Origin of the sequence: Burkholderia pyrrocinia (assembly GCF_018417535.1) — a bacterium.
Lineage (GTDB): Bacteria > Pseudomonadota > Gammaproteobacteria > Burkholderiales > Burkholderiaceae > Burkholderia > Burkholderia pyrrocinia_E.
The window spans coordinates 3,797,662-3,822,531 of sequence record NZ_CP070977.1; the positions used below are offsets into that span (position 1 = coordinate 3,797,662).

The window sequence follows — 24,870 nt, forward strand, 5'->3', positions numbered from 1 at the left end:
CCACTGTACCGCATGTCTTGCGCGCGGCCGACGGCCGGTTGGCGCGCCGCGGCGGCGCTTACGCGAGCCGCGCGCGCGACGGTTCGTACAGCGGGCGCACGTGGCGGTACAGCGCGCGGAACGCGTCGAGGCGTTCGCGCAGCAGCGCATGGCGGGTGGCGTCCGGCGCGTATTCGGCGCGCACCGGCGGCTTGGTCAGCACCGTCTGCGGATCGCCGCCGACGGCCAGCCAGCCGAGCCGGGCCGCGCCGAGCGCCGCGCCCGTTTCGCCGCCGCCGATCTGGCGCGTGCGCACGTTCAGCGCATCGGCGATCAGTTGCGCCCAGAACGCGCTGCGCGCGCCGCCGCCGATCAGCGACAGCCCGTCGGCTTCGACGCCGGCCGCATGCAGCGCGTCGAGACCGTCGGCGAGGCCGAGCGTCACGCCTTCGAGCACCGCGTAGCCGAGATGCGCGCGCTCGGTCGCGTGCGTCATCCCGAAGAACACGCCCTGCGCATACGGGTCGTTGTGCGGCGTGCGTTCGCCGGACAGGTAGGGCAGGAACAGCGGGGCCGTCGCGAACGCATCGGTGTCCAGCGCTTCGACTTCGGCGAGCAGCGCGGGCTCGTCGGTGCCCGTCAGCTTGCAGACCCAGCGCAGGCAGCTCGCGGCCGACAGTACGACGCTCATCAATTGCCAGCGATCGGGAATCGCATGGCAGAACGCATGCACGGCCGACGCGGGATTCGGCATGAAGCGGTCGCCGACCACGCTCAGCACGCCCGACGTGCCGAGCGACACGAAGCCGTCGCCTGCGTGGATCGCGCCGATGCCGAGCGCGCTCGTCGCGTTGTCGCCGCCGCCGCCGGCCACCACGACGGCCTCCGACAGCCCGAGTTCGCGCGCGATATCCGCGCGCAGCGTGCCGGACGGCGCGTTGCCTTCGACGATGCGCGGCATCTGGTCGCGCGTCATGTCGCACGCGGCGAGCAGCGCGTCGGACCAGTCGCGGCGCGCGACGTCGAGCCACAGCGTGCCGGCCGCGTCCGACGGATCGGACACTTTCGCGCCGGTCAGCCGGAACCGCAGGTAATCCTTCGGCATCAGCACGCACGCGGTCGCCGCGAACACGTCGGGTTCGTGCTTCGCGACCCACAGCAGTTTCGGCGCGGTGAAGCCCGGCATCGCGAGATTGCCGGCCAGCGCATGGAGATCGGGTGCGCGTTCGGTGAGCAGCGCGCATTCGTCGGCGCTGCGCATGTCGTTCCACAGGATCGCGGGGCGCAGCACGCGGTCGTCGCGACCGAGCAGCACGGCGCCGTGCATCTGGCCCGACAGGCCGATGCCGCGCACGGCCGCGAACGCTTGCGGATGCCGTTCGCGCAGCGCCGCGAGCGCGGCGAGCGTGCCTTGCCACCAGTCGTCCGGATGCTGTTCGGCCCAGCGCGGATGCGGCCGCGACACGGTGAACGGCGAGCCGGCGGTGCCGACGACCGCGCCGTCCGGGGCGAGCAGCAGCACCTTCACTTCCGAGGTGCCGAGGTCGATGCCGAGATACATGAGCGAACCGTTCCGTCAGAGAGGAGCCGCTACTTTAGCCGTGCCGCACGGCATGTGCCAAGCGGGTTTGCCCGGCTGCGTGGCCGGGTGCCGGCTCTCACGCGTCAACGCGGCGCGAGCCATGCGTCGACGCGTGCGAGTGCGGCGCGCAGCGCCTCGAGCAGCGCGGCGTTGCCGGCGAGCGAGCCCCACAGCGGGCGGCTCGCGCACAGCGCGACGACCGGATCGTCCGCTTCGACGATCGCCCGCGCGGCGCTTTCGTCCATCACGCCGTCCTGGTACGCATACGGCAGCGTGCCGCGTGCCCAGCGTTCGAGAAAGCGCAGGAACAAGGCGGGCAGCACGGCGGTGGCGACCGGCGCGGCGCCGCGCGCGAACGATTCGACGAGCGTCGGCGCGATGAAGCCGGGGATCTTCGAGAAGCCGTCGGCCGCGACGCGCTGGTTCGTGTCGAGCACGTACGGATTGCCGAACCGTTCGAGCACGACGTCGCGGTAGCGCGCGAGATCGAGCGGGCTCGGGGTCAGGCACGGGATCACGTCCTGCGTCACGTAGTCGTGCGCGAAGCGGCGGATCGCCGCGTCGTGCGTGCCTTCGTGAATGTAGGTGTAGCCCGCGAGCGTACCGGCCCACGCGATGCAGCTATGCGTCGCGTTGAGGATGCGGATCTTCGCTTCCTCATACGGGTGCACGTCGTCGACGAGCTCCGCGCCAGCCAATTCCCAGCGCGGCCGGCCGGCCGCGAAGCGGTCCTCGATCACCCACTGGATGAACGATTCGCCCATCACCGGGCATGCGTCGTCGATGCCGGTGGCCGCCAGCACGCGTTCGCGCACGTCGGCGGTCGGGCGCGGCGTGATGCGGTCGACCATCGCGCTCGGCGTGGCGACGTTCGCGTCGAACCACGCGAGCAGGTCGGCTGCGCCGCGCCGTTCGAGGAATTCGCGCATCCCCGCGCGAAAGCGCGCGCCGTTGTTGCGCAGGTTGTCGCAGCTCTGCAGCGTGAGCGGGCCCGCGCCGCGCTGCATGCGTTCGGCGAGCAGCGCCGCGAGCGCGCCGTACAGCGTCGTGCGCGCGCCCTGCAGGTCGGCCGCGAGATCGGCATTCGCGATGTCGAGCCGGTTGTGTTCGTCGAGGTAGTAGCCGCCTTCGGTCACCGTGAACGACACGATCCGGCAGGCCGGGTCGGCGCCGGCGTCGATCAGCGCGGCGAGATCGATCGACCAGGGCAGCACGCGCGTGATCGCGCGGATCGTCTCGTATGCGCGCTCGCCTTGCGGCGTGACGGTTTCGAGCGTGTATTCGCCGTGCTGCGCGGCGAGCGCGTCCATCGTCGCGCGCATGTCGTCGCGGATGTTGCCGATGGTCAGCGACCAGCGTTCGTCGGCCGGCACGGCCGCGTTCACGCGATGCAGATACCACGCCTGGTGCGCGCGGTGAAACGAACCCGCGCCGATGTGCAGCAGCACGGGCGCGCGGGCGGAGGACGATTCGCTCATCCGGTGTCTCCTGTTCGTGCCAGTCATTCCTGTCGACTAGATCATTTGCTCGTCATGTGAGCGAATGATCGTATCCGGCCGAACGAAAGTCAAGGCGGGGACACGGCATTTCGATGGTGCGCTGCGGCGGCGCGCGGGCAGCGCGGGAAGGGGCGCGAACAGGCGGCCGGTCGGGAAAGGGCGTCAGCGCCCTTCGCGCGTGAGCGCGACGAGTTCGTCGAGCAGCTTGCCGGCCGGCCCCGGCAGGATCCCGTGGCGGCGCCGGAACGCGGTGAGCGTGCGCACCGCGACGACCTCGCGCACGGGCAGCGTGTCGATCGTGCCGGCGGCCTGCTCGGCGCCGTACATCGGCTCGGCCATCCAGCTCAGGAACCCGGCATGCGCGACGAGGCTCTTCAGCGTCGTGACCGAGCGCGTCTCGACCGCGATGTCGGGCAGCGCGAGCCCGTGCGCGTCGAAGGTCGCGCGCATATGGTCGAACGGCGCGGTGCCGCGCGGCGGAATTGCCCAGCGCGCGTGCAGTGTGTCGGCGAGCGTCGGCGCGCGGCCGAGCGCGCGCAACGGATGGTGCGGCGCCGCAACGATATGGCTGCGATCTTCCCAGCGGCACTCGGGAATCGCGACGATCTCGTCGGTGTCGGGCCCGTGCGCGGACAGCGCGAGATCGATCTCGTGCTTGTTCAGTCCTTCGGCGAGGCGGTCCCACACGCCTTCGAGGATCTCGACGCGCAGGTTCGGCCAGCGGTCGAGCACGCGGCCGACCGCGATCGGCAGCACGAGGCTCGCGATGCTGCCCACCGCGCCGACCTTGATCGTGCCCTTCGCGAACCCGCGCATTGCGTCGAGCTCCTCGCGCGCGTGCTCGGCCTCGTGCTGCAGCAGCGTCGCATGCGGCAGCAGCGCGTCGCCGAACGCGGTGAGCTGCACGCCCTTCGAATGGCGCTCGAACAGCGGCGCGCCGACCTGGTCCTCGAGCCGCTTCAGGATCCGGCTCAGCGCCGGCTGCGTCACGTGCAGCGCGTCGGCCGCGCGGCCGAGGCTGCCGCACGCGACGATCGTCGTGAAGGCGCGCAATTGTCGGAGATCGAAAGTCATGTCGGAATGTAATGGCTTATCGCAAAAAATACAGTATCCGAGAATGGCTTGCGCTTCGATACTGTGGAAACCGCCAAGCCATCGAGGAGATACCCGAGCATGTCCGGCCATCCGCCCCCATCCGCCGCATCGATCACCGTTCGCGATGCGGTCATCGACCTGCTTCGCCAGTTCGGCATCGACCGCGTGTTCGGCAATCCCGGTTCGACCGAACTGCCGATGTTCCGCGACTTTCCCGCCGATTTCCGCTACGTGCTCGGCTTGCACGAGGCCGTCGTGGTCGGGATGGCCGACGGCCATGCGCAGGCCACCGGCAATGCGGCGGTCGTCAACCTGCATTCGGCGGCGGGCGTCGGCAACGCGATGGGCAATCTCTTTACCGCGTTCAAGAATCGCACGCCGCTGATCGTCACCGCGGGCCAGCAGGCGCGCGCGATCTTGCCGTTCGACCCGTTCCTCGGCGCAACGCAGGCCGCCGAGCTGCCGAAGCCGTACGTGAAATGGAGCATCGAGCCCGCACGTGCGCAGGACGTGCCGGCCGCAATCGCGCGTGCGTACCGCATCGCGATGCAGGAGCCGCGCGGCCCCGTGTTCGTATCGATCCCGGTCGACGACTGGGACCATCCGGCCGAACTGCTGCCGCGGCGCGACGTCAGCAGCGTCGTGCGGCCCGATCCCGACGCGCTCGCGCGGCTCGGCGATGCGCTCGACGCCGCGCGGCGTCCCGCGTTCGTGGTCGGCGCGGCCGTCGATCGCGCGGGTGCGTGGGACGATGTCGTGCGGCTTGCCGAGCGGCACCGTGCGCGCGTGTACGTCGCGCCGATGTCGGGGCGCTGCAGCTTCCCCGAGGACCATCCGCTGTTCGCCGGCTTCCTGCCCGCGATCCGCGAGAAGATCGTCGCGCGGCTCGACGGGCACGACCTCGTGTTCGCGTTCGGCGCGCCCGCGTTCACCTATCACATCGAAGGCTTCGGCCCGCACGTGCCGCCGGGTGCGACGCTCGTGCAGCTCGTCGACGATCCGGGCGTCGCCGCGTGGACGCCGGCGGGCGATGCGGTCGTCGGCAACCTGCGGCTCGCCGCGCGCGACCTGCTGGCGCGGCCGGCACCGCCCGAGCGGCCGATGCCTGCGCCGCGCCCGCCGTCCGCGCGCGTCGACGCCCCGGCCGCCGGCGAGCGCATGTCGGTCGCGTTCGCGCTGCAGACGCTCGCCGACGTGCGCGACGCGCACGACATCGTCGTCGAGGAAGCGCCGAGCGCGCGGCCGATGATGCAGGAACACCTGCCGTTCACACTCAGCGGCACGTTCTACACGATGGACAGCGGCGGGCTCGGCTACGGGATGCCGGCTGCGGTCGGCGTCGCGCTCGCGCAGCCGGGCCGGCGCGTGATCGGGCTGATCGGCGACGGGTCGAGCCTGTACTCGATCCAGGCACTGTGGAGCGCCGCGCAGTTGAAGTTGCCGATCACGTTCGTGATCCTGAACAACCGGCGCTACGCGGCGCTGCAGGACTTCGCGCCCGTGTTCGGCTTCGGCCCCGGCGATCCCGTGCAGGGCACCGATCTGCCCGACCTGGATTTCGTCGCGCTTGCCGAAGGGATGGGTTGCCGCGGCGTGCGGGTCGCCGATGCGGCGCACCTGCGCGACACGCTGACCGACGCGCTGCGTGCCGCGACGCCGGTCGTCGTCGAAGTCGAGATTGCCTGACGCGCGCCGCGCGTCTTTCCGGAGACTCCATGCAAACCGTATCGATGCTGATCGGCGGCGAACGCCGCCATTCATCCAGCGGCGCGACCTTCGTGCGCCGCAACCCGCTCGATGGCGAAGTCGCGTCCGCGGCGCCCGCGTGTACCGTCGACGATGCGCGTGCGGCGGCCGACGCGGCTGCCCGCGCATTTCCCGAATGGGCCGCGCTCGGCCCGGGCGCGCGCCGCGCGCTGCTGCTGAAGGCGGCCGCCGCGCTCGAAGCGAAGCATGAACAGTTCGTCGCCGCGATGGCGGCCGAGACGGGCGCGTCCGCGCTGTGGGCCGGCTTCAACGTGCACCTTGCCGCGAGCGGGCTCGTCGAGGCCGCGTCGCTGACCACGCAGGTCGGCGGCGAGCTGATTCCGTCCGACGTGCCCGGTTCGCTCGCGATGGGCGTGCGGCAGCCGGCCGGCGTCGTGCTCGGCATCGCGCCGTGGAACGCACCGGTGATCCTCGCGACGCGCGCGCTCGCGCTGCCGCTCGCATGCGGCAACACGGTCGTGCTGAAGGGCTCGGAGCTGTGTCCCGTCACGCACGGGCTGATCGTCGAGGCGCTGCAGGAGGCCGGGCTGCCGCCGGGCGTCGTCAACTTCGTGACGAATGCGCCCGAGGACGCGGGGGCGGTCGTCGATGCCTTGATCGCGCATCCGGCCGTGCGCCGCGTGAACTTCACCGGCTCGACGCGCGTCGGCAGGATCGTCGCCGAAGCGTGCGCGCGCCACCTGAAGCCGTCGGTGCTGGAGCTTGGCGGCAAGGCACCGTTCGTCGTGCTCGACGATGCCGATATCGACGCAGCGGTCGCGGCGGCCGCGTTCGGCGCGTTCGCGAATTCCGGGCAGATCTGCATGTCGACCGAGCGGATCGTCGTCGATGCATCGATCGCCGATGCATTCGTCGCGAAGCTTGCCGACAAGGCTGCGTCGCTGCCGCTCGGCGATCCGCGCAACGGGCCGGTCGTGCTCGGCTCGCTGATCGACATGAAGGCCGTCGAGCGCTGCAACGCGCTGATCGACGATGCGCTCGCGCACGGCGCGACGCTGCTGTGCGGCGGCAAGGCCGACAGCACGCTGTTCCCGGCGACGCTGCTCGATCGCGTGAGCCCGGCGATGCGCATCTATGCCGAGGAATCGTTCGGCCCGGTGAAGGGCATCGTGCGCGTCGACGGCGAGGACGCCGCGATCCGCTGCGCGAACGACAACGCGTTCGGGCTGTCGTCGGCCGTGTTCAGCCGCGATGTCGCGCGCGCGCTGCGCGTCGCGGCACGCATCGAATCGGGCATCTGTCACGTGAACGGCCCGACCGTGCACGACGAGGCGCAGATGCCGTTCGGCGGCGTGAAAGAAAGCGGCTTCGGCCACTTTGGCGGCAAGGCCGGCATCGCGGCCTTCACGGACCTGCGCTGGATCACCGTGCAGACCGCGCCGCGCCACTATCCGTTCTGACGAGGCCACCGACGATGAGGATCGCGATTCTGGGTGCGGGCGCGATGGGCTCGCTGTTCGGCGGGCTGCTGGCCGAAAGCGGCGAGGCCGTCACGCTGATCGACGTGAACGACGCGCATCTCGACGCGATCCGCCGCGACGGGCTGCGCATCGACGACGCTCGCGGCGAACGGCGCATTCGCGCGTTGCAGGCCATGCGGCCGGAAGCCGCGAACGCGGACGCGGCTGCAGCGCCCGACGCATCGTTCGACCTGCTGATCGTTTTCACGAAATCGCTGCATACGCGCAGCGCGCTCGATGGCGTGCGCGCGCTGCTGACGCCGCACACGCACGTGCTGACATTGCAGAACGGTCTCGGCAACGTCGAGACGCTGAATGCGTTCGTGCCGCTCGAGCGCATCCTGGTCGGCGTGACGACGTGGCCGGCCGATGCTGCGGGGCCTGCGCACGTTCGCTCGCACGGCGCGGGCACGATCCGCATGATGACGGCCGACGGGGCGGCACGCCCGTTCGCGACGGCCGTGGCCGATGCGCTGTCGCGCGCGGGGCTCGCTTGCACGCTTGACGCCGACGTATGGGCCGCGATCTGGGAGAAGGTCGCGTTCAACGCGGCGCTCAACACGCTGTGCGCCGCGACGGGCTGCACGGTCGACCAGCTCGGCAACCATCACGACGGGCCGCGGCTCGCGCTCGCGATCGCGGCCGAGACGGCCGCCGTCGCCCGCGCGAAGGGGATTGCTGTAGACGGCGAACGCATTGCGCGCAACGTCGAACACGCCATCGGCGAGCATCGCGGCCATCGCCCGTCGATGCTGCAGGACGTGCTCGCGGGGCGCCGCACGGAAATCGACGCGATCAGCGGCAAGGTTGTCGCGGCTGCACGCGACGCGGGCGTCGCGGTGCCGCACACCGAGACGTTGCTCGCGCTCGTCCGGCTGATCGACGCACGGATGAACTGAGCATCAGACTGGCGGCGCCGCGTGCGCCGCGCAACGATACGAGCGCGTCGCACGCAGACGACGGCGCCGGATCGAGACGGGTTGGACAAGACACCGGGGCCAGCGCAGACGCGCTGACGCCGGCCGACCGCGCAGTACGAGATCCGGGCACGCGCCGACGCGCCAGCCCGGGCAACTGGAGACGCCATGAAAGCCATCGAATGCCGTTGTCTTGCCGCGCGCCGTTCGCGCACGTCGCCGCCGCCGCGCGGCGCACGGGAGGTCGCATGAGCACGCGCGACGGATTGCAGCCGCCGTCGGTCGACATCGGCACGACGCTCGACGACGGGCCGTTCACGACGATGCAGCGCTGCGTGGTGCTGCTCGCCGCGCTCGCGATCGTGCTCGACGGCTTCGACGGCCAGTTGATCGGTTTCGCGATTCCGGTGCTGATCCGCGAATGGGGCATCACGCGCGGCGCGTTCGCGCCGGCCGTCGCGGCCGGGCTGATCGGGATGGGCATCGGCAGCGCGTGCGCGGGGCTCGTCGCGGACCGCTTCGGCCGCCGCCAGGCCGTGATCGGCAGCGTGTTCCTGTTCGGCGTCGCGACCTGCGCGATCGGCTTCGCGCCCGATGTCGCGGCGATCGCGATGCTGCGCTTTTGCGCGGGGCTCGGGATCGGCGGCGCGCTGCCGACCGCCACGACGATGACGGCCGAATACACGCCCGCGCGGCGCCGCACGATGATGGTGACCGCGACGATCGTCTGCGTGCCGCTCGGCGGGATGCTGGCCGGCCTGTTCGCGCACGCGGTGCTGCCGCGCTACGGCTGGCGCGGCCTGTTCTTCGCGGGCGGCGCGCTGCCGCTCGTGCTCGGTTTCGTGCTCGTGCTCGCGCTGCCCGAATCGCCGCGTTATCTCGCGCGACGCCCCGCGCGCTGGCCGGAGCTCGGCGCGCTGCTCGCGCGGATGCAGCGGCCGGTCGCGCCGGGCACCGTGTTCACCGATACGAAAGACGCACGCGCGCCCGGCGGCCGCGGCGGCTTCGGCGCGCTGTTCGCGAGCGGCCAGGCGCGCGACACGATCGCGCTGTGGTGCGCGTTCTTCATGTGTCTGCTTGCTGTCTACGCGGCGTTCAGCTGGTTGCCGACGATGCTGGCCGCGAACGGGCTCAGCGTGTCGGTCGCGGGCGCTGGGCTCACCGCGTACAACCTCGGCGGCGTGATCGGCGCGCTGCTGTGCGCATGGGCGATCGCGCATGCCGGGTCGCGCTGGCCGCTCGCGCTGTGCAGCATCGGCGGCGCGGCGAGCGCGGTGTGGCTGATGGGCGTCGATGCGAGCCGGCACACGAGCTGGCTGATCGTCGGGCTCGGCCTGCACGGGCTGTTCGTCAACGCGGTGCAGTCGACGATGTATGCGCTGTGTGCGTACATCTACCCGACGGCCGTGCGCGCGACGGGCACCGCGAGCGCGCTTGCATTCGGCCGGCTCGGCGCGATCCTCAGCGCGTTCGCGGGCGCGATCGTGATCACGACGGGCGGCACGAGCGCGTACCTGACGATGCTGGCCGCCGCGATGGGCGTCGTGTGCATCGCGCTGCTGGCGGTGCGGCGGCACATTCCGCGGCTGTCGCGCGCGCAGTCGCTGCCGCGCGAAGGAGAGGAACTGGCCCGCACGTCGTCGTGACGTGCGGGCACATCACGTGCGTTACAGCGTGGTGCGCACGTGCCAGAGCTCGGGGAACAGCACGACGTCGAGCATCTTGCGCAGATACGGCGCGCCGCTGGTGCCGCCGGTGCCCTGCTTGAAGCCGATGATGCGCTCGACGGTCGTCACGTGACGGAAGCGCCACTGACGGAACGCGTCCTCGAGATCGACCAGTTCCTCGGCCATCTCGTACAGCTCCCAGTGCTGCTGCGGGTGACGGTACACGTCGAGCCACGCGGCTTCGACCGTTTCGTCGTGCCGCGTCGGCTGCGTCCAGTCGCGCTCGAGCCGCTCCGGCGCGATCGGGAAACCGCGTCGCGCGAGCAGGCGCACGACCTCGTCGTAGAACGACGGCGCTTCGAGCGTCGCGCGCACCTGTTCGAGGATGTCGGGCCGGTGCGCATGCGGCTGCAGCATCTGCACGTTCTTGTTGCCGAGCAGGAATTCGAGCTGGCGATACTGGTAGGACTGGAAGCCCGACGACTGCCCGAGATACGGCCGCATCGCCGAATACTCGGACGGCGTCATCGTCGACAGCACGTTCCACGCCTGCACGAGCTGCTCGAGGATGCGCGACACGCGCGCGAGCATCTTGAATGCGGGCGGCAACGCGTCGGCGCGCACCGCGTCGAGCGCGCCGCGCAGCTCGAACAGCGCGAGCTTCATCCACAGCTCGCTCGTCTGATGCTGGATGATGAACAGCATCTCGTTGTGATCGGGCGACAGCGGATGCTGCGCGTCGAGGATCGAATTCAGCGACAGGTAGTCGCCGTAGCTCATCGACTTCGAGAAATCGAGCTGCGCGTTGTGCCAGCCGGCTTGGCCCGAGGCATCGCCCGGCACGTGCGGCGCTTCGTGTGCCGCTGGCGCCGAATGTGCCTGTTGCGCGGCGCGTGCGCCCGAGAACGGGCAGCCCGCCGGCGCGTCGTCGCCGGGTGGCTGCATATGACCAGAATTCACGACTTTCTCCAGGATTGAATGACGGGGGCGCGGCGCGCAATCCGCACGTCACTGCGGCGCGCGCCGGCCGAAACCGGTCAGGTCACCGCGCCGCGTTCGGCGAACTCGGGCGCCTTCCATGCGTTGGTGGCCAGGATGTCGCGCAGCGTCTCGACGGCATCCCACACGTCGGCGAAGCGCACGTAGAGCGGCGTGAAGCCGAAGCGCAGCACGTACGGCTCGCGGTAGTCGCCGATCACGCCGCGCGCGATCAGCGCCTGCATCACTTCGTAGCCGTGCGGATGCTCGAAGCTCGCCTGCGAGCCGCGCTGGTGATGCGAGCGCGGCGTGACGAGCTTCAGCGACAGGCCCGCGCAGCGCGCTTCGACGAGCGCGATGAACGCGTCGGTCAGCGCGAGCGACTTGCGGCGGATCGCCTGCATGTCGGTCTGCAGGAACACGTCGAGCCCGCATTCGACCATCGACATCGACACGATCGGCTGCGTGCCGCACAGGAAGCGCGCGATGCCCGGATCGGGCGCGAAGCCGGGCTGCATCGCGAACGGCGCGCGGTGGCCCCACCAGCCGGACAGCGGCTGCGAGAAATGCGCGTGATGGCGCTGCGGCACCCACACGAACGCGGGCGAACCGGGGCCGCCGTTCAGGTACTTGTACGTGCAGCCGACCGCGCCGTCCGCGCGCGCGCCGTTCAGGTCGACCGGCACCGCGCCGGCCGAGTGCGCGAGATCCCACAGCATCAGCGCGCCCGCGTCGTGCACGAGTTGCGTAACGGCCGGCATGTCGTGCATGGAGCCGGTGCGGTAGTTCACGTGCGTGATCATCGCGACGGCCGTGTCCGCGCCGAGCGCGTCGGGCAGGTCGGCCGGATCGTCGATCAGGCGCAGTTCGTAGCCACCGCCGAGCTGTTCGATCAGCCCCTGCGCGATATACAGGTCGGTCGGGAAGTTCGAGCGCTCCGACACGATCACGCGGCGCTCGGGCGCGCGCTCGGCCTGGTGGCGCAGCATCGCCGACAGCAGCTTGAACAGGTTGATCGAGATGGTGTCGGTCACGACCGTTTCGCCGGGCGCGCCGCCGATCAGCGTCGCGAGCTTGTCGCCGAGACGGTGCGGCAGCGCGAACCAGCCGGCCGTGTTCCAGCTCCGGATCAGTCCTTCGCCCCATTCGGCGCCGATCACCTGCTGCGCGCGGGCAGCCGACGCGCGCGGCTGCGCGCCGAGCGAGTTGCCGTCGAGGTAGATCACGCCGTCGGGCAGTGCGAACTGGTCGCGCAGCGGGCCGAGCGGGTCGTCGCGGTCGAGGGCGAGCGCGTCTTCACGGGTCTTGATCATGATGTGGGGTCGTAGGTCAGGTAATCAGGAAGCACGCGCGGGCAGCGCGCGCAGCACCGCGCGCACGGGGCTCGCGTCGAGCGTCGCGAACTTCAGCGGCAATGCGATCAGTTCATAGTCGCCGGGCGGCACGTCGTCGAGCACGATGCCTTCGAGGATCGCCATCCGGTGCGCACGCACGCGGTGATGCGCATCCATCGTTTTCGATTCCTGCGGGTCGAGCGACGGCGTGTCGATGCCGATCAGCTTCACGCCATGCGCGGCGAGCAGGTCGATCGTTTCAGGCGCGACTGCGCAGAACTCGGGGTCCCATTGCGCGATCGGCGCTTGCGCACAGGTGCGCAGCAGCACGCGCGGCGGCACGCCGTCGAGCGCGGCCGCGATATCGGCCGGCTGCACGACGGGCGATGCGCCGATGCAATGGATCACGCGGCAGGTGCCGAGATAGGTGTCGAGCGGCACGGCGCCGATCGGTGCGCCGTCGGCGTCGTAGTGCAGCGGCGCGTCGCAGTGCGCGCCCGTATGCGGCGACAGCGTCAGGCGCGCGACGTTGACCGGCGAGCCGGCCTCCATCCGCCACACGCGTTCGACGGAAACCGGCGTATCGCCCGGCCACACGGGGGTGGCGGGGCTGACAGGCGGCGAGATGTCCCAGAGTGTGTCCATGGCATGACGAATCGGTGAGTCGGTGCTTCGAATGATAGGTGGACGCTCGCAGAAAGTGCTTGCGAAATAAACATGGACAATCCGCCGGATTGGCAGATAATTCGACTCAGAGGGAAAACGGGGACCAAAAATGCACGCGATCACGCTCGATGCCACCGACTGCCGGATTCTGGCGGTACTGCAGGAGGAGGGCAGAATCAGCAATCTCGACCTGGCGGAACGGATTTCGCTTTCGCCGTCCGCCTGCCTGCGCCGCATGCGCCTGCTCGAGGAGCAGGGCGTGATCGAGCACTATCGCGCGTGCCTGAGCCGCGAGAAGCTCGGCTTCGAGCTCGAGGCGTTCGTGCAGGTGTCGATGCGCAACGAAGAGAATCAATGGCACGAGCGCTTCGCGGAAGCGCTGCGCGAATGGCCGGAGGTGGTCGGCGCGTTCGTCGTGACGGGCGAGAGCCACTATCTGCTGCGCGTGCTCGCGCACAACCTCAAGCACTATTCGGATTTCGTGCTGAACCGGCTCTACAAGGCGCCGGGCGTGATGGACATCCGTTCGAACATCGTGCTGCAGACGCTGAAGGACGAAGCCGGCGCGCCGGTCGGGCTGGCGCGCACGGGCGCGATCAAAGCGGTGTAAGGCCGTGGAAGCCGCCGCCGTGGAACACGAGCGGCGGCGTCGCGTCCGATGCGGCCCGCACGCCGCAGCGTTCCACTTCGCCGACGAAGATGACGTGGTCGCCTTCGTCATAGCGGCTGCGGTTGTGGCATTCGAACCACGCGAGCGCGCCGTCGAGCACGGGCATCCCCGAGTTGCCGGCCACATGCGCGATCCCTTCGAAGCGGTCGCCCTTGTAGGTCGAGAAACGCTTGCACAGGTCGACCTGCGACGCCGCGAGCACGTTCACCACGTAATGGCTGTTGCCGCGAAACACGGGCATCGACGCCGATTTGTGCGCGAGGCTCCACAGCACGAGCGGCGGATCGAGCGATACCGAGTTGAACGAGCTGGCGGTGATGCCGATCAGCTGCCCGGACGGCGCGCGCGTCGTGATCACCGTCACGCCCGTCGCAAACTGGCCGAGCGCCTGGCGGAAGGCGGCCGAGTCGAAATCCGGCGGGTTGGCGTGGCTCATCGGGCGGCCATCCGGAACGAAACGGGCGGGCGCGGCGCGACGCGGGGGTGACGGGCGCGGCGGACGAAAGGCGACAAGGCGGTCGGTTGGGAAGTGGTGCGCATGGCCCGATTTTAGCGGAATCGGGGCCGCCGGGCCCGGCCGGACGGCGCAGTGCGGGGATAGCGTGACGTAGCGAACCCTGTGGCACGATGCCGGCTTCGCGATGGCGCGCGGTTGGCATGGCCGTTCTGTCGCGTTTTTGTGCGGTGCCGTCGGTCCACCTGCCCATCCGCCGATCCGCCACGCGTGCCATCGACGCCCGCGCTATCGCGTCGCCGCCAGTCCGAGCGACAGCGCGCCCGTCACGATCAGGCTGGACGCCCAGGCCGCATCGAGGTTGAACCAGCTCCGCGACACGAATTTCAGCCCGAGATAGCGGTACACGAGCCACGCGAGCCCGCCGCCGGCGGCGATCATCGCGACCGCATGCACGGCCGCGACGACGAGTGCCATCCCGAGATGCGCATCGACGAGCGTGGCCGCCGCGCGGTGGCCGGCATCCCTGTCGAGCCCGCAGAGCCCGAGGTAGATCGGCACCAGCATCAGCCCCGCACCGTGCGCGATCGCAACCGCGAACGACCACAGGCCGAGCCGTGCGGGCGGGATCCGTGCGAGCGCACGCGGATGCCGGCGCCGGATCAGCAGCACGGCGCCGAAGCCGATCACGAGCGCGCTCGCGCCGATCCGGATCGCCGATTGCCACGCGAGCAGCGCGGCGAGCAGCCCGAACGGCAGCATCACCGCGAATACCGCGAGCGCATGGCCGAGCGCGAGAAAGCCGAGCGCCGCGACGAGCGCGCCGCCGCGGCGCGTCATCAGTGCGTTCGACACCGCGAGCGGCCAGCCCATCGCGGGATTGAGCCCGTGATACACGCCGCTCGCGAGCACGGCCGCCCACAGCGCGAACTGCGCGTGAAGTCCGGTGTTCAACGCTTGACCGACGGATAGCAGAACGAGTCGGTCGAGCAGTCGCCGCCTTCGAGCCGGATCTGGTGCGCGCGATAGCCGTCGGGGAACTCGACCCAGTAATCGTCGGCGAGCGTCAGCCCGCCGTCCGGCCCCGCATGCGCGAGCACTTGTGCGGCCGGCACCCCGTCCGGATAGAACTGGTCGTCCCACGTCGAATAGAGCGAGTTGGTCCAGTACACGCGCCGACCGTCGCGGCTGATCTCGACCATCTGCGGGCCGCCCGCGAACGCGCGGCCGTTCGAGTGCGGCGCGCGGCGCACGATGCCGCCGATCCGCACCGACCCCGCGAGCACCGGGTTATGCGGATCCGACACGTCGTACTGGCGCATCTCGCCGGTGCCCCAGCACGACACGTACAGGAAGCGGTCGTCGAGCGACAGGTCGATGTCGGTCACGAGCGGCGGCACCGCGCCGAACCCTTTCAGCAGCGGCGGCAGTTCGTCGGCCGCGGCCGGTTCGGGCGGGATCGTCGCAGTCTTCTTCACATGGAACTTGCCGTCTTCGCGCCACCAGGTCCAGATCGAGCCTTCGAGATTCGTCGTATCGACCACGACGCCGACGAATCCGTATTCGCGCACCGGGTCGTGCGCGGGCCGCACCTCGAGCGCCATCTGGTGCTGCGCGCCGAGATCGATCGTCTGCACGTTGCGCCGCGCGCGCAGGTCCCAGAAATGCAGCCGGTGCCCGTATTTGTTCGCGAGCAGGTCCTCGGGCACGATGCCGTTCTCGAATTGCGGCGGCAGCGCCCATTCGCTCGACACCATGTAGTCGCGCGGCAGGTTCCACCAGAAATCGTAGTGCTTGTCCTGCGGGCCGCGATCGATCTCCCAGCGGCCGAGCACGTCGAAGGTTTCGCAATCCATGATGAAGATGCCGGGCGCGCCGTCGGTGCCGTCCTTGCCCGCGCCGCCGAGCGTGCTCACGTAGATGCCCTCGGGGCCGCAGTGAACGGTGTGCGGCCGCGAATAACCGGTCTTCGCGAAGATCTCGTCGGGTTCGATGATCTTGTGGATGCGTGCCTGGGTCGGGTGCGGCTTCGTGTCGATCACGTAGATGCGCGACGAGCGCAGGCCGGGGATGATCAGGAAGCGGCGTTCGAGGAACGCATGGCCGGTCAGCGGCGACAGCGCCGACGAGCACGCATTCCAGCCGAAGTGGTGAAACTCGTCGCCGGTGTTCGGCATCGTCACCGTGTGCACGATTTTTCCGTAGGTCGGCGAGCCGGGCTTCACGTCGATCACGGCGAGCGCGTCGGGTCTGGAAAAATCGGGGCTCAGCAACAACGTATAGGCAAACGCTTCCGCCGGCGCCTGCATCGCAAGCTCCGGCGAAGCGTGAAATGTCGGGTCAGGCCGCATGCTCATGGTAAGTGCTCTCTCGGTGGTATCGAATCACGGACGCACGGCCGTGCGCTGCGCGCGTGCGGGTCGGGGGTGCCGCGCGGCGCGCATCGCGCCGGCGGGTGCGATCGGCAGGCGGCTGCACGCATCGGCGACACGTGCAGCGCCGTGCATCAGTTCGTGAAAGCGGGTGAAGACGAGGCGCGGGATCGTCGTGCCCGGGGCGACACGGGCGCAGGGCATCGCGATGGTGCGGCTGAAGCGTCGGCTCGCGACGTGGCGGCGACCGGGCCCGCGACGCGGGCTGTGTATGTGAAGGCGTGCATATCGATGTTCCGGCAGATGATGGGTGCATCAGGGACGGGCGTGCATCGGACGCTTTGCGTGGCCGGGCGGTTTGCGCCGCGGTTACGCGTGCCTAAGTGTAGTCGAGAAACGTGCGGCCGGTCGCGCGCCGCACCGGTGCGATCTGCCAGGTTCGCGCGCGAGTGAGATACTTGCCGAAGTGCCGCTGCGTCCCGTACCGCGGGCGGGCAGCGGCGAGACGGAACGGTGGCGCCGGCACCTGCGTGCCGGCCGCTGTCATCAACGAGGGGCTGATTTCATGGTGAACGAAATGCTTGAAACCGCGACGTTGGGAGGCGGGTGTTTCTGGTGCACGGAGGCCGTGTTTCTCGACGTCGACGGCGTGACTGCCGTCCAGTCGGGCTACGCGGGCGGCCATACGCGCAATCCGGGCTATCGCGACATCTGCGAAGGCGACACGGGCCACGCGGAAGTCGTCAACGTGACGTTCGATCCGGCGCGCATCGGCTATCGCGAGATCCTCGGGATCTTCTTCGCGACGCACGATCCGACCCAGTTGAACCGGCAGGGCAACGACGTCGGCACGCAGTACCGGTCGGTCGTGTTCACGCATTCGGATGCGCAACGCGATACGGCGCTGGACGTGATCCGCGAGCTGGAGCGCGAGCAGGTGTTCGGGCAGCCGATCGTCACGCAGGTCGTGCCGCTCGACGGCAACTACTGGCCGGCCGAGGACTATCACCAGAACTACTACGCGCGTAACCCGGGGCAGGGCTACTGCTCGGTCGTGATCGGGCCGAAGCTCGCGAAATTCCGGCAGAAGTTCTCGCACCGGCTGAAGTCGCTGCGCGGCGCGTAAGCGCGCGACCGGCGCAAACCGGCGAAACCGACGTCAAGCCGCCTCGTTGCGCCACTGCGCGCACGCGGCGGCGATCTCGCGCGCGAGCGCGATGCACGACAGCGGCGCGGAGCCTTCCGCCTTGTTGTTGATCGTGATGATCACCGGCTGCCCGGCCAGCGCATAGCGCGCGGCCAGTTCGGCGAGCGCCGAGCGCGTGGCCGGATCCTCGTCGACGAGCTTGTCGAACGGCTCGTACTTCGCTTTCGCCTGTTCGTACTTGAAGCCGCCGTGCAGGCTCCAGCGCACGATCAGCGGGCCCGGCGCGTCGCCGTCGAGCAGTGCGAGCGCGGCGGCCTGGCGCAGCGGGTCGGGCATTCGCGCGTGCAGGCCGACGCAGTAGCGCACGCCGAGCGCGGCGAGTGCGCGGATGAAGCGCGGCGTGAGCAGGCTCGCGTCGCGGATCTCGATCGCGTAGCGCGGGCCGTCGGCTTCCGGCGGCAGCGGCGGCAGCGCCGCGAAGAACGCGGCCAGCCGGTCGATCAGTGCGGCCGGTTCGGCGAGCAGCCGGTCGGGCAGCGGCGAGAACTGGAATACGAGCACGCCGGCTTTCCGGCCGAGCCCTTCGAGGCACGGCTGCACGAATTCGCGGGTGGCGAGCGGCGCGTCGAGGAAGGTCGGGTTCGGCCCCGACGGCTCGCCGCGCCGGCCGCGCACGACCGCGTCGGTCACCGAGGCCGGCGCCTTCACGACGAAGCGGAAATCGTCGGGCACCTGCTGCGCGTAGCGCAGGTAGTCGGCGACGGACAGCGGGCCGTAGAACGACCGGTCGAGGCTCACGCTCTTCAGCAGCGGATGCGCGCCGTACGCTGCGAGCCCTTCGCGCGACAGCTTCGTCTGCGCGAAATCGCCGTCGTAGACGATGCCGTTCCAGCCGGGGAAGTACCACGACGACGTGCCGAGCCGGACGTTCGGCGGCAGGCCGGCCGCCGCGTCGGCGACGTCCGCCGCGATCGGCGCGGGCGGCACGCCGCGCGAGCGCCGGCCTTTCTTCGGCGGTGCGGCCGCCGGCGACGGTTCGTCCCACAGCAGGCCGGAGGCAGGCGGCGGTGCTTCGTCGGAAGGGGGGGAGGCTGCACGGGCGGGCGGTGCGTCGCGCGCATCGTCATGCGGGTCCGGCACTACGCGTTCGCTGGCGTTGGCGGAACGCGCGTCGTCCGCGGGCGGCGACGCGCGTGCAGCGTCCGTCGGCACGCCGAACAGGTCGAATTGCCCGTCGGCGTGCGACCCGTCCGTGTCGTCGTGCTGCTGTCGTTCCGGCGGCGCCTTGCGCCGCGTCCTGCCGTCACCCATGCATGCCCAGCGTGAAGTGCTGCCTAGCGCGGCAGCGCGTGTTCGTACATATAGCGCCGCGACCACGGCAGCGTTTTCGCGCTGCGTCCGGCCTTGCGGCACACGATCTGGAAGATCGACACGTCGTCGTGCTCGAACGCATACGCGCAGCCGGCGAGATACACGCGCCAGATACGGAATTTTTCGTCGTCGACGAGGGCTTTCGCCTGTTCGGCCTTCGCCTCGAAGTTTTCCGTCCAGATTTCGAGCGTGCGCGCATAGTGCCGCCGCAGGCTTTCGACGTCAACCGCTTCCAGCCCGCCGCGCTGCGCCGCTTCGAGCGCGAGGCTGATGTGCGGCAGCTCGCCGTCCGGGAACACGTAGCGGTCGATGAACTCGCCGCCGCCGAGTGCCGTTTCGCCGCTTTCCGCGTCGGTCGACGTGATGCCGTGGTTCATCGCGATGCCGTCGTCGGCGAGCAGTTCGCGGATCCGCGAGAAATAGAGCGGCAGGTTCTTGCGGCCGACGTGCTCGAACATCCCGACGCTCGTGATGCGGTCGAACTGGCCGTCGATCTCGCGGTAATCCTGCAGGCGGATCTCGATCTTGTCCTCGAGCCCCGCGGCCTTCACGCGCGCGGTCGCGAGGTCGAACTGGTTCTGCGACAGCGTCACGCCGAGACACGTCGCGCCGAACTTCTGCGCGGCGCGCAGCACGAGTGCACCCCAGCCGCAGCCGATGTCGAGCAGGCGCTGGCCCGGCTGCAACTGGATCTTCGTCAGGATGTGGTCGATCTTCTTGACCTGCGCGGTGGCAAGATCCTCGTCGCCGTTCTCGAAGTACGCGCACGAGTACACCATGTTCTCGTCGAGCCACAGCTTGTAGAACGCGTTCGAGACGTCGTAGTGATACTGGATCGCCTTTCTGTCGGTGTTTTTCGTGTGAGTGAAGTAGCGCTTCACGCGCGCGAGCTTGCTCGCGCTCGTCACCGTGCTGCGCGCGAGCGAGTAGCCGATGTTGATGATGTCCGACAGCTTGCCTTCGATGTCGATCTTGCCCTTCACGTACGCCTCGCCGAGATTGTCGAGGCTCGGTTCGAGCAGCAGCGGCAACGCCGACGCGCTGTTTACTTTCAGCGTGACCTGCGGCGCGCTGAAAGTGCCGAAATCGAGTTGATCGCCGTTCCACAGCACGAGACGCGCCGGTATGTTCGCTTTCGCCCGTACTTCGTCCGCCCACTGTGCCAGCTTCTTTTCCCAGAACATTTGGATTCTCCGTTTGTTCGTTGAATCGAATACAGCCAAGTATCTTGACCAGCGCCCCGCCGTGAAGCGGGCGCCCGGATGCAACACGAGACACGACCGGCGTGCGCCGGCGCCGCGCTTACGGCGACAGGCGCGAGATCGTCCAGCCCTGCGACGTTTCGGCGTCGCGCGTATAGAGCAGGCGGTCGTGCAGCCGCGACGGGCGCCCCTGCCAGAACTCGATCGAGTCGGGCACGAGGCGGTAGCCGCCCCAGTGCGGCGGGCGCGGCGGGGTGTCGCCGTAGCGTTCGCTGACGGCCTTTTCGCGCGCTTCGAGCGTCGCGCGGCTGTCGATCACGGCGCTCTGCTCGGACGCCCATGCGCCGATGCGCGAGCCGAGCGGGCGCGACGCGAAATAGCGGTCGCTTTCTTCGGCGCTGGTTTTCTCGATCCGGCCTTCGATGCGCACCTGGCGCTCGAGCTCGATCCAGTAGAACAGCAGCGCCGCTTGCGGATGCGCGGCGAGATCGCGCCCCTTGCGGCTTTCGTAATTGGTAAAGAAGACGAACCCGCGTTCGTCGACGCCCTTGACGAGCACGATCCGGGCCGACGGCCGGCCGTCGGCGCCGACGGTCGCGAGCGTCATCGTGTTCGGCTCGGGCAGTTGGGCGGCGAGCGCCTCCTTGAACCAGCGGTCGAACTGGACGAAGGGGTCGTGGGCGGCATCGGCTTCGTCGAGCGAAGCACGTGAATAGTTGATGCGGAGATCGGCGAGAGTCGTCATGTTATGCAAACGCTTCAATCTGGGGCCAGTATAGCGAACGCGCGAGAATCGTGCGTGCACAGTGGCGCGTGCGAGCGGGGAGTTCAGGCAAAATAGAGGGCTGCTCGACTTACGTTTTCCTTGCTGCCATGTCCTCTGCCGACACTGCCCCGCCCAGTTCTTCTGATCTTACCCCGAGCCCGACAATCCAGCTTGACGTGGATCGTGAGCGGCGTTTCGGCGGCGTCGCACGGCTGTACGGCGCGCCGGCGGCGGCCGCTTTCGAGCGTGCGCATGTCGCGGTGATCGGGATCGGCGGCGTCGGGTCGTGGACGGCCGAGGCGCTCGCGCGCAGCGCGATCGGCACGCTGACGCTGATCGATCTCGACAACGTCGCCGAAAGCAATACGAACCGGCAGATCCATGCGCTAGACGGCAATTACGGCAAGCCGAAGGTCGATGCGATGGCCGAGCGGATCGCGCTGATCGATCCCGCGTGCCGCGTGAACCGGATCGAGGATTTCGCCGAGCCCGACAACTTCGACGCGCTGCTCGGCGGCGGTTTCGACTACGTGATCGACGCGATCGACAGCGTGCGCACGAAAGTCGCGCTGATCGCGTGGTGCGTCGCGAAGCGGCAGCCGCTGGTCACGGTCGGCGGCGCGGGTGGCCAGCTCGACCCGACGCGGATCCGGATCGACGATCTCGCGCTGACGATCCAGGATCCATTGCTGTCGAAGGTGCGCGCGCAGTTGCGCAAGCAGCACGGCTTCCCGCGCGGGCCGAAGGCGCGTTTCAAGGTCAGCGCCGTGTATTCGGACGAGCCGCTGATCTATCCGGAAGCGGCCGCGTGCGACATCGAGGACGGCGCCGAGCCGTCGACGGCCGCGCACGTCGCGGGGCTCAACTGTGCGGGATTCGGTTCGAGCGTATGCGTGACCGCGAGCTTCGGTTTCGCGGCCGCCGCGCATGCGCTGCGTGCGATTGCTGTGCAGGCCGCCGGCTGATCGGCGAGGCGCGAGCGTCGATTCATGCTGCGGCGCGGGACACGCGCTGCCAGCGATACGGCGACCCAGCCGGGCCGTTGCGGCCCGGCCGGTCGTTCGTCAGTTGAGCGCCATGCTCAGCTTGCGCCGCCATCCTGCGACGATATCGGGGCGGTCGCCCGCCAGCTCGAATACCGAAATCATCGTCTTGCGGCCGAGATCGTCGCCGTACGCGCGGTCGCGCGTCACGATTTCCAGCAACTGTTCCAGCGCACCTTCATACGCGCGCCGCGCGATCAGGCTCTGCGCGAGGTCGAAGCGCGCGTCGAGATCGCCGGGGTTCGCCGCGATGCGTGCTTCGAGCGCGTCGGTCGGCGGCAGGTCGGCTGTTGCGTCGAGCGCGTCGAAACGGGTCTTGATCGCCTGGTAGCGCGGATCGCCGCCTTCCACGATCTGCGGCGATAGCCGCTCGGCCTCGGCGCGCGCGAGTTCGACCTGGTTGCTCGCGAGCAGCAGTTCGATCAGGTCGAGCCGCGCGTCGTCGAAGCCGGGGTTCAGCGCGAGCGCCGCTTCGAGGTGCGTGAGCGCGTCGTCGTTGCGCGATTCGGCCATCGCGTACTGCGCGGCGCGGCGTTCCGCTTCCTCGGGCGCCGGCAGCAGCCGGTCGAGGAACGCGCGCAACTGGCCTTCGGGCAGCACGCCGACGAACTGGTCGACCGGGCGCCCGTCCGCGAACGCGATCACGTGCGGGATGCTGCGCGTCTGGAAGTGCGCGGCGAGTTCCTGGTTCTCGTCGACGTTGACCTTCACGAGCTTCCAGCGGCCTGCGTAATCGCCTTCGAGTTTTTCGAGCAGCGGGCCGAGCGTCTTGCAGGGGCCGCACCACGGCGCCCAGAAGTCGACCAGCACGGGCGTGTCCAGCGACGCCTCGATGACGTCTTTCTCGAATGTGGCAAGCGTGGTGTCCATGTCGTTCTCTTCCGTTCGAATATCGTCAGGATGGGGGCAGCGCGCCCCTTTTTCAACGCGGCTTCGACTCGGGCAGCGGAATCCACTCGGTCTCGCCCGGCACCTTGCCCATTTCCTGGCGCGTCCATGCCTGTTTCGCGCGCTCGATCGCATCGCGGCTGCTGGCGACGAAATTCCATTCGATGAAGCGCTCGCCGTCGATCTTGTCGCCGCCGAGCAGCATCGCGCGCGCACCGGTGGCACTCGTCAGCGCGACCGTTGCGCCCGGCGCGAGCACGGCCATCCGCTCGGCCGGAACCGGCGTGCCGTCGATCGCGAGATCGCCGTCGACCACGTAGACCGCGCGCTCCTCGTGCGATGCATCGAGTTCGATGCGGCCGCCGGCCGCGAATTCGGCCGCGACATACAGCGTGCGCGAGAACGTCGTGACCGGCGAACGCAGCCCGAACGCGTCGCCGGCGATCACCGTCAGCGACACGCCGCCGTCGTCGTGCGTCGGCAGCGTGTCGGCCGCATGGTGCTCGAACGACGGCTCGGTGGTCTCGTGCGCGCGCGGCAGCGCGACCCAGGTCTGGATCCCGTGCACGGTGTGGCCGCTCGCGCGCTGGGCGTCGGGCGTGCGTTCGGAGTGGACGATCCCGCGGCCGGCCGTCATCCAGTTCACGTCGCCCGGCACGATTTCCTGCAGCGAGCCGAGGCTGTCGCGATGCAGGATCGCACCGTCGAACAGGTAGGTGACGGTCGCGAGCCCGATGTGCGGATGCGGGCGCACGTCGAGCCCCGTGCCGGCCGGCAGCATGGCGGGCCCCATGTGATCGAAGAAGATGAACGGACCGACGAGGCGCGCGGCGAGCGCGGGCAGCGTGCGGCGCACCTGCAGGTTGCCGATGTCGCGCACATGCGGTTTCAGCAAGGCTTTGATCGGGACGGTCATGGCGTGTCCTGTGGGGCGACGGGGGATGCGGGTCATTGTACTGGCCGCACGCGTTCGACGCGCGTGGCCGATTCCATGCGCCCCGCACGGGTATCCGGCCCCGCGATGAATCCCCGGTAGACTGGCCGGCTTCAGAACAACGATCAGACAATTGAGGAGATACCGATGATGGCCCCGAAGGACTTGCTGCTCGCGCTGGTCGTGATCCTGGCGTGGGGCGTGAACTTCGTCGTGATCAAGGTCGGCCTGCACGGGATGCCGCCGATGCTGCTCGGCGCGCTGCGCTTCACGCTCGCGGCCGTGCCCGCGGTGTTCTTCGTGCGCCGGCCGCAGATTCCGTGGCGCCTGCTGGTGCTGTACGGCGCGACGATCCAGCTCGGCCAGTTCGTGCTCCTGTTCACCGGCATGTACGTCGGCATGCCGGCCGGCCTCGCGTCGCTCGTGCTGCAGTCGCAGGCGTTCTTCACGCTGGTGTTCGCGATGCTGTTCCTCGGCGAGCGGCTGCGCGTGCAGAGCCTGATCGGGCTCGCGATCGCCGCGGGCGGGCTCGTCGTGATCGCGGCGCAGGGCGGCCGAGCGATGACGCTCGCGGGCTTCCTGCTGACGATCGGCTCGGCCGCGATGTGGGCGTTCGGCAACATCGTCACGAAGAAGGTCGGCAAGGCAAACCTCGTGTCGCTCGTCGTGTGGGCGAGCCTCGTGCCGCCCGTGCCGTTCTTCCTGCTGTCGCTGTGGTTCGAAGGGCCGCACCGGATCGCGACCGCGCTCGCCGGGCTGAACGGCGCGTCGATCTTCGCGGTCGTCTATCTCGCGTTCGTCGCGACGCTGCTCGGCTACGGGCTGTGGAGCCGCCTGATGTCGCGCTATCCGGCCGCGCAGGTCGCGCAGTTCTCGCTGCTGGTGCCGATCGTCGGCCTCGCGTCGTCGTCGCTGCTGCTCGACGAGCACCTGACGCGCGCGCAACTGATCGGCGCCGCGCTCGTGATGGGCGGGCTTGCGGTGAACGTGTTCGGCGGGAAACTGGTGCGCCGCTTCGCGGTGTCGTGACGCGCCGGCACGCGCTGCGTGCCGGCGGTGGGGCGGGGTGGGGTACGGCC

Annotated in this window: 22 protein-coding genes; 8 read left to right on the top strand and 14 right to left on the bottom strand. The window is 69.5% G+C overall.

Annotation, left to right across the window (positions count from 1 at the left end; all coding sequences use genetic code 11):
- Window positions 1-58: 58 nt before the first annotated feature.
- From xylB to JYG32_RS17645, 3 genes are all read right to left on the bottom strand, one after another.
- Window positions 59-1,540, bottom strand: a complete 1,482-nt coding sequence (xylB, locus tag JYG32_RS17635; RefSeq protein ID WP_213264231.1) for a xylulokinase — start codon at window positions 1,538-1,540, stop codon at window positions 59-61.
- A 104-nt stretch (window positions 1,541-1,644) separates the two neighbouring features.
- A complete protein-coding gene (dalD, locus tag JYG32_RS17640; protein ID WP_213264232.1) occupies window positions 1,645-3,039 on the bottom strand; it encodes a D-arabinitol 4-dehydrogenase in 1,395 nt (464 codons plus the stop codon).
- Window positions 3,040-3,222: 183 nt separating this feature from the next.
- Window positions 3,223-4,134, bottom strand: coding sequence for a LysR family transcriptional regulator (locus tag JYG32_RS17645; protein ID WP_174384382.1), 912 nt, complete (start codon window positions 4,132-4,134; stop codon window positions 3,223-3,225).
- 99 nt (window positions 4,135-4,233) lie between these two features.
- Here JYG32_RS17645 and mdlC point away from each other — a divergent pair, with 99 nt between their 5' ends.
- The 4 genes from mdlC to JYG32_RS17665 all read left to right on the top strand — a co-directional run bounded on the left by mdlC (window position 4,234) and on the right by JYG32_RS17665 (window position 9,945).
- Complete coding sequence (gene mdlC, locus JYG32_RS17650) at window positions 4,234-5,841, top strand: benzoylformate decarboxylase (protein ID WP_213264233.1); 1,608 nt, start codon at window positions 4,234-4,236, stop codon at window positions 5,839-5,841.
- Between the two features lie 29 nt (window positions 5,842-5,870).
- On the top strand, window positions 5,871-7,322 hold the full coding sequence (locus tag JYG32_RS17655; protein WP_213264234.1) for an aldehyde dehydrogenase: 1,452 nt from the start codon (window positions 5,871-5,873) through the stop codon (window positions 7,320-7,322).
- Between the two features lie 14 nt (window positions 7,323-7,336).
- Window positions 7,337-8,281 carry a ketopantoate reductase family protein gene (locus JYG32_RS17660; protein WP_213264235.1) on the top strand — a complete coding sequence of 315 codons (945 nt, stop codon included), beginning with the start codon at window positions 7,337-7,339 and terminating at the stop codon, window positions 8,279-8,281.
- 266 nt (window positions 8,282-8,547) lie between these two features.
- Complete coding sequence (locus tag JYG32_RS17665) at window positions 8,548-9,945, top strand: MFS transporter (protein ID WP_213264236.1); 1,398 nt, start codon at window positions 8,548-8,550, stop codon at window positions 9,943-9,945.
- Window positions 9,946-9,966: 21 nt separating this feature from the next.
- On the opposite strand, the gene kynA is transcribed toward JYG32_RS17665, so the two are convergent.
- From kynA to kynB, 3 genes are all read right to left on the bottom strand, one after another.
- Window positions 9,967-10,911: a tryptophan 2,3-dioxygenase gene (gene kynA, locus JYG32_RS17670; protein ID WP_213265445.1), complete on the bottom strand. Its 945-nt coding sequence runs from the start codon at window positions 10,909-10,911 to the stop codon at window positions 9,967-9,969.
- A gap of 92 nt (window positions 10,912-11,003) precedes the next feature.
- Window positions 11,004-12,257 carry a kynureninase gene (kynU, locus tag JYG32_RS17675; protein WP_433960833.1) on the bottom strand — a complete coding sequence of 418 codons (1,254 nt, stop codon included), beginning with the start codon at window positions 12,255-12,257 and terminating at the stop codon, window positions 11,004-11,006.
- A gap of 24 nt (window positions 12,258-12,281) precedes the next feature.
- Window positions 12,282-12,923 carry an arylformamidase gene (kynB, locus tag JYG32_RS17680; protein WP_213264237.1) on the bottom strand — a complete coding sequence of 214 codons (642 nt, stop codon included), beginning with the start codon at window positions 12,921-12,923 and terminating at the stop codon, window positions 12,282-12,284.
- Between the two features lie 130 nt (window positions 12,924-13,053).
- Here kynB and JYG32_RS17685 point away from each other — a divergent pair, with 130 nt between their 5' ends.
- Window positions 13,054-13,554, top strand: a complete 501-nt coding sequence (locus JYG32_RS17685; protein WP_006477992.1) for an Lrp/AsnC family transcriptional regulator — start codon at window positions 13,054-13,056, stop codon at window positions 13,552-13,554.
- On the opposite strand, the gene JYG32_RS17690 is transcribed toward JYG32_RS17685, so the two are convergent.
- From JYG32_RS17690 to JYG32_RS17700, 3 genes are all read right to left on the bottom strand, one after another.
- Window positions 13,541-14,050, bottom strand: a complete 510-nt coding sequence (locus JYG32_RS17690; RefSeq protein WP_174383800.1) for a flavin reductase family protein — start codon at window positions 14,048-14,050, stop codon at window positions 13,541-13,543. The two genes, JYG32_RS17685 and JYG32_RS17690, sit on opposite strands and share 14 nt — an antisense overlap.
- 306 nt (window positions 14,051-14,356) lie before the next feature.
- Entirely contained in the window at window positions 14,357-15,022 is a 666-nt protein-coding gene (locus JYG32_RS17695; protein WP_213264238.1) for a hypothetical protein, read from the bottom strand.
- Window positions 15,019-16,425, bottom strand: coding sequence for a selenium-binding family protein (locus JYG32_RS17700; protein WP_174383802.1), 1,407 nt, complete (start codon window positions 16,423-16,425; stop codon window positions 15,019-15,021). Before JYG32_RS17700 ends, JYG32_RS17695 begins: the two co-directional genes overlap by 4 nt.
- Before the next feature lie 580 nt (window positions 16,426-17,005).
- Here JYG32_RS17700 and msrA point away from each other — a divergent pair.
- Window positions 17,006-17,566 carry a peptide-methionine (S)-S-oxide reductase MsrA gene (msrA, locus tag JYG32_RS17705; protein ID WP_213264239.1) on the top strand — a complete coding sequence of 187 codons (561 nt, stop codon included), beginning with the start codon at window positions 17,006-17,008 and terminating at the stop codon, window positions 17,564-17,566.
- Between the two features lie 33 nt (window positions 17,567-17,599).
- Here msrA and JYG32_RS17710 read toward each other — a convergent pair whose 3' ends face one another.
- From JYG32_RS17710 to pdxH, 3 genes are all read right to left on the bottom strand, one after another.
- A complete protein-coding gene (locus JYG32_RS17710; RefSeq protein ID WP_213264240.1) occupies window positions 17,600-18,898 on the bottom strand; it encodes a DUF72 domain-containing protein in 1,299 nt (432 codons plus the stop codon).
- 23 nt (window positions 18,899-18,921) lie between these two features.
- Entirely contained in the window at window positions 18,922-20,142 is a 1,221-nt protein-coding gene (locus JYG32_RS17715) for an SAM-dependent methyltransferase (RefSeq protein ID WP_213264241.1), read from the bottom strand.
- 118 nt (window positions 20,143-20,260) lie between these two features.
- Entirely contained in the window at window positions 20,261-20,905 is a 645-nt protein-coding gene (gene pdxH / locus JYG32_RS17720; RefSeq protein ID WP_213264242.1) for a pyridoxamine 5'-phosphate oxidase, read from the bottom strand.
- Window positions 20,906-21,033: 128 nt separating this feature from the next.
- Here pdxH and tcdA point away from each other — a divergent pair, with 128 nt between their 5' ends.
- Complete coding sequence (tcdA, locus tag JYG32_RS17725; RefSeq protein ID WP_174382606.1) at window positions 21,034-21,891, top strand: tRNA cyclic N6-threonylcarbamoyladenosine(37) synthase TcdA; 858 nt, start codon at window positions 21,034-21,036, stop codon at window positions 21,889-21,891.
- Window positions 21,892-21,990: 99 nt separating this feature from the next.
- On the opposite strand, the gene trxA is transcribed toward tcdA, so the two are convergent.
- Window positions 21,991-22,839 (bottom strand): thioredoxin, encoded by an 849-nt coding sequence (gene trxA, locus JYG32_RS17730; RefSeq protein WP_213264243.1) that lies wholly within the window; start codon window positions 22,837-22,839, stop codon window positions 21,991-21,993.
- A 52-nt stretch (window positions 22,840-22,891) separates the two neighbouring features.
- Window positions 22,892-23,773 carry a pirin family protein gene (locus tag JYG32_RS17735; protein WP_174382604.1) on the bottom strand — a complete coding sequence of 294 codons (882 nt, stop codon included), beginning with the start codon at window positions 23,771-23,773 and terminating at the stop codon, window positions 22,892-22,894.
- Between the two features lie 168 nt (window positions 23,774-23,941).
- Between JYG32_RS17735 and JYG32_RS17740 the strand changes: the two genes are divergently transcribed.
- Window positions 23,942-24,820: an EamA family transporter gene (locus JYG32_RS17740; RefSeq protein WP_213265447.1), complete on the top strand. Its 879-nt coding sequence runs from the start codon at window positions 23,942-23,944 to the stop codon at window positions 24,818-24,820.
- The last annotated feature ends 50 nt before the right edge of the window (window positions 24,821-24,870 follow it).

Bases quoted from the DNA above. Each gene is read 5' to 3' on its own strand.
- xylB (WP_213264231.1), bottom strand. From the start codon at position 1,540: ATGTATCTCGGCATCGACCTCGGCACCTCGGAAGTGAAGGTGCTGCTG.
- dalD (WP_213264232.1), bottom strand. From the start codon at position 3,039: ATGAGCGAATCGTCCTCCGCCCGCGCGCCCGTGCTGCTGCACATCGGC.
- JYG32_RS17645 (WP_174384382.1), bottom strand. From the start codon at position 4,134: ATGACTTTCGATCTCCGACAATTGCGCGCCTTCACGACGATCGTCGCG.
- mdlC (WP_213264233.1), top strand. From the start codon at position 4,234: ATGTCCGGCCATCCGCCCCCATCCGCCGCATCGATCACCGTTCGCGAT.
- JYG32_RS17655 (WP_213264234.1), top strand. From the start codon at position 5,871: ATGCAAACCGTATCGATGCTGATCGGCGGCGAACGCCGCCATTCATCC.
- JYG32_RS17660 (WP_213264235.1), top strand. From the start codon at position 7,337: ATGAGGATCGCGATTCTGGGTGCGGGCGCGATGGGCTCGCTGTTCGGC.
- JYG32_RS17665 (WP_213264236.1), top strand. From the start codon at position 8,548: ATGAGCACGCGCGACGGATTGCAGCCGCCGTCGGTCGACATCGGCACG.
- kynA (WP_213265445.1), bottom strand. From the start codon at position 10,911: ATGCAGCCACCCGGCGACGACGCGCCGGCGGGCTGCCCGTTCTCGGGC.
- kynU (WP_433960833.1), bottom strand. From the start codon at position 12,257: ATGATCAAGACCCGTGAAGACGCGCTCGCCCTCGACCGCGACGACCCG.
- kynB (WP_213264237.1), bottom strand. From the start codon at position 12,923: ATGGACACACTCTGGGACATCTCGCCGCCTGTCAGCCCCGCCACCCCC.
- JYG32_RS17685 (WP_006477992.1), top strand. From the start codon at position 13,054: ATGCACGCGATCACGCTCGATGCCACCGACTGCCGGATTCTGGCGGTA.
- JYG32_RS17690 (WP_174383800.1), bottom strand. From the start codon at position 14,050: ATGAGCCACGCCAACCCGCCGGATTTCGACTCGGCCGCCTTCCGCCAG.
- JYG32_RS17700 (WP_174383802.1), bottom strand. From the start codon at position 16,425: ATGAGCATGCGGCCTGACCCGACATTTCACGCTTCGCCGGAGCTTGCG.
- msrA (WP_213264239.1), top strand. From the start codon at position 17,006: ATGGTGAACGAAATGCTTGAAACCGCGACGTTGGGAGGCGGGTGTTTC.
- JYG32_RS17710 (WP_213264240.1), bottom strand. From the start codon at position 18,898: ATGGGTGACGGCAGGACGCGGCGCAAGGCGCCGCCGGAACGACAGCAG.
- JYG32_RS17715 (WP_213264241.1), bottom strand. From the start codon at position 20,142: ATGTTCTGGGAAAAGAAGCTGGCACAGTGGGCGGACGAAGTACGGGCG.
- pdxH (WP_213264242.1), bottom strand. From the start codon at position 20,905: ATGACGACTCTCGCCGATCTCCGCATCAACTATTCACGTGCTTCGCTC.
- tcdA (WP_174382606.1), top strand. From the start codon at position 21,034: ATGTCCTCTGCCGACACTGCCCCGCCCAGTTCTTCTGATCTTACCCCG.
- trxA (WP_213264243.1), bottom strand. From the start codon at position 22,839: ATGGACACCACGCTTGCCACATTCGAGAAAGACGTCATCGAGGCGTCG.
- JYG32_RS17735 (WP_174382604.1), bottom strand. From the start codon at position 23,773: ATGACCGTCCCGATCAAAGCCTTGCTGAAACCGCATGTGCGCGACATC.
- JYG32_RS17740 (WP_213265447.1), top strand. From the start codon at position 23,942: ATGGCCCCGAAGGACTTGCTGCTCGCGCTGGTCGTGATCCTGGCGTGG.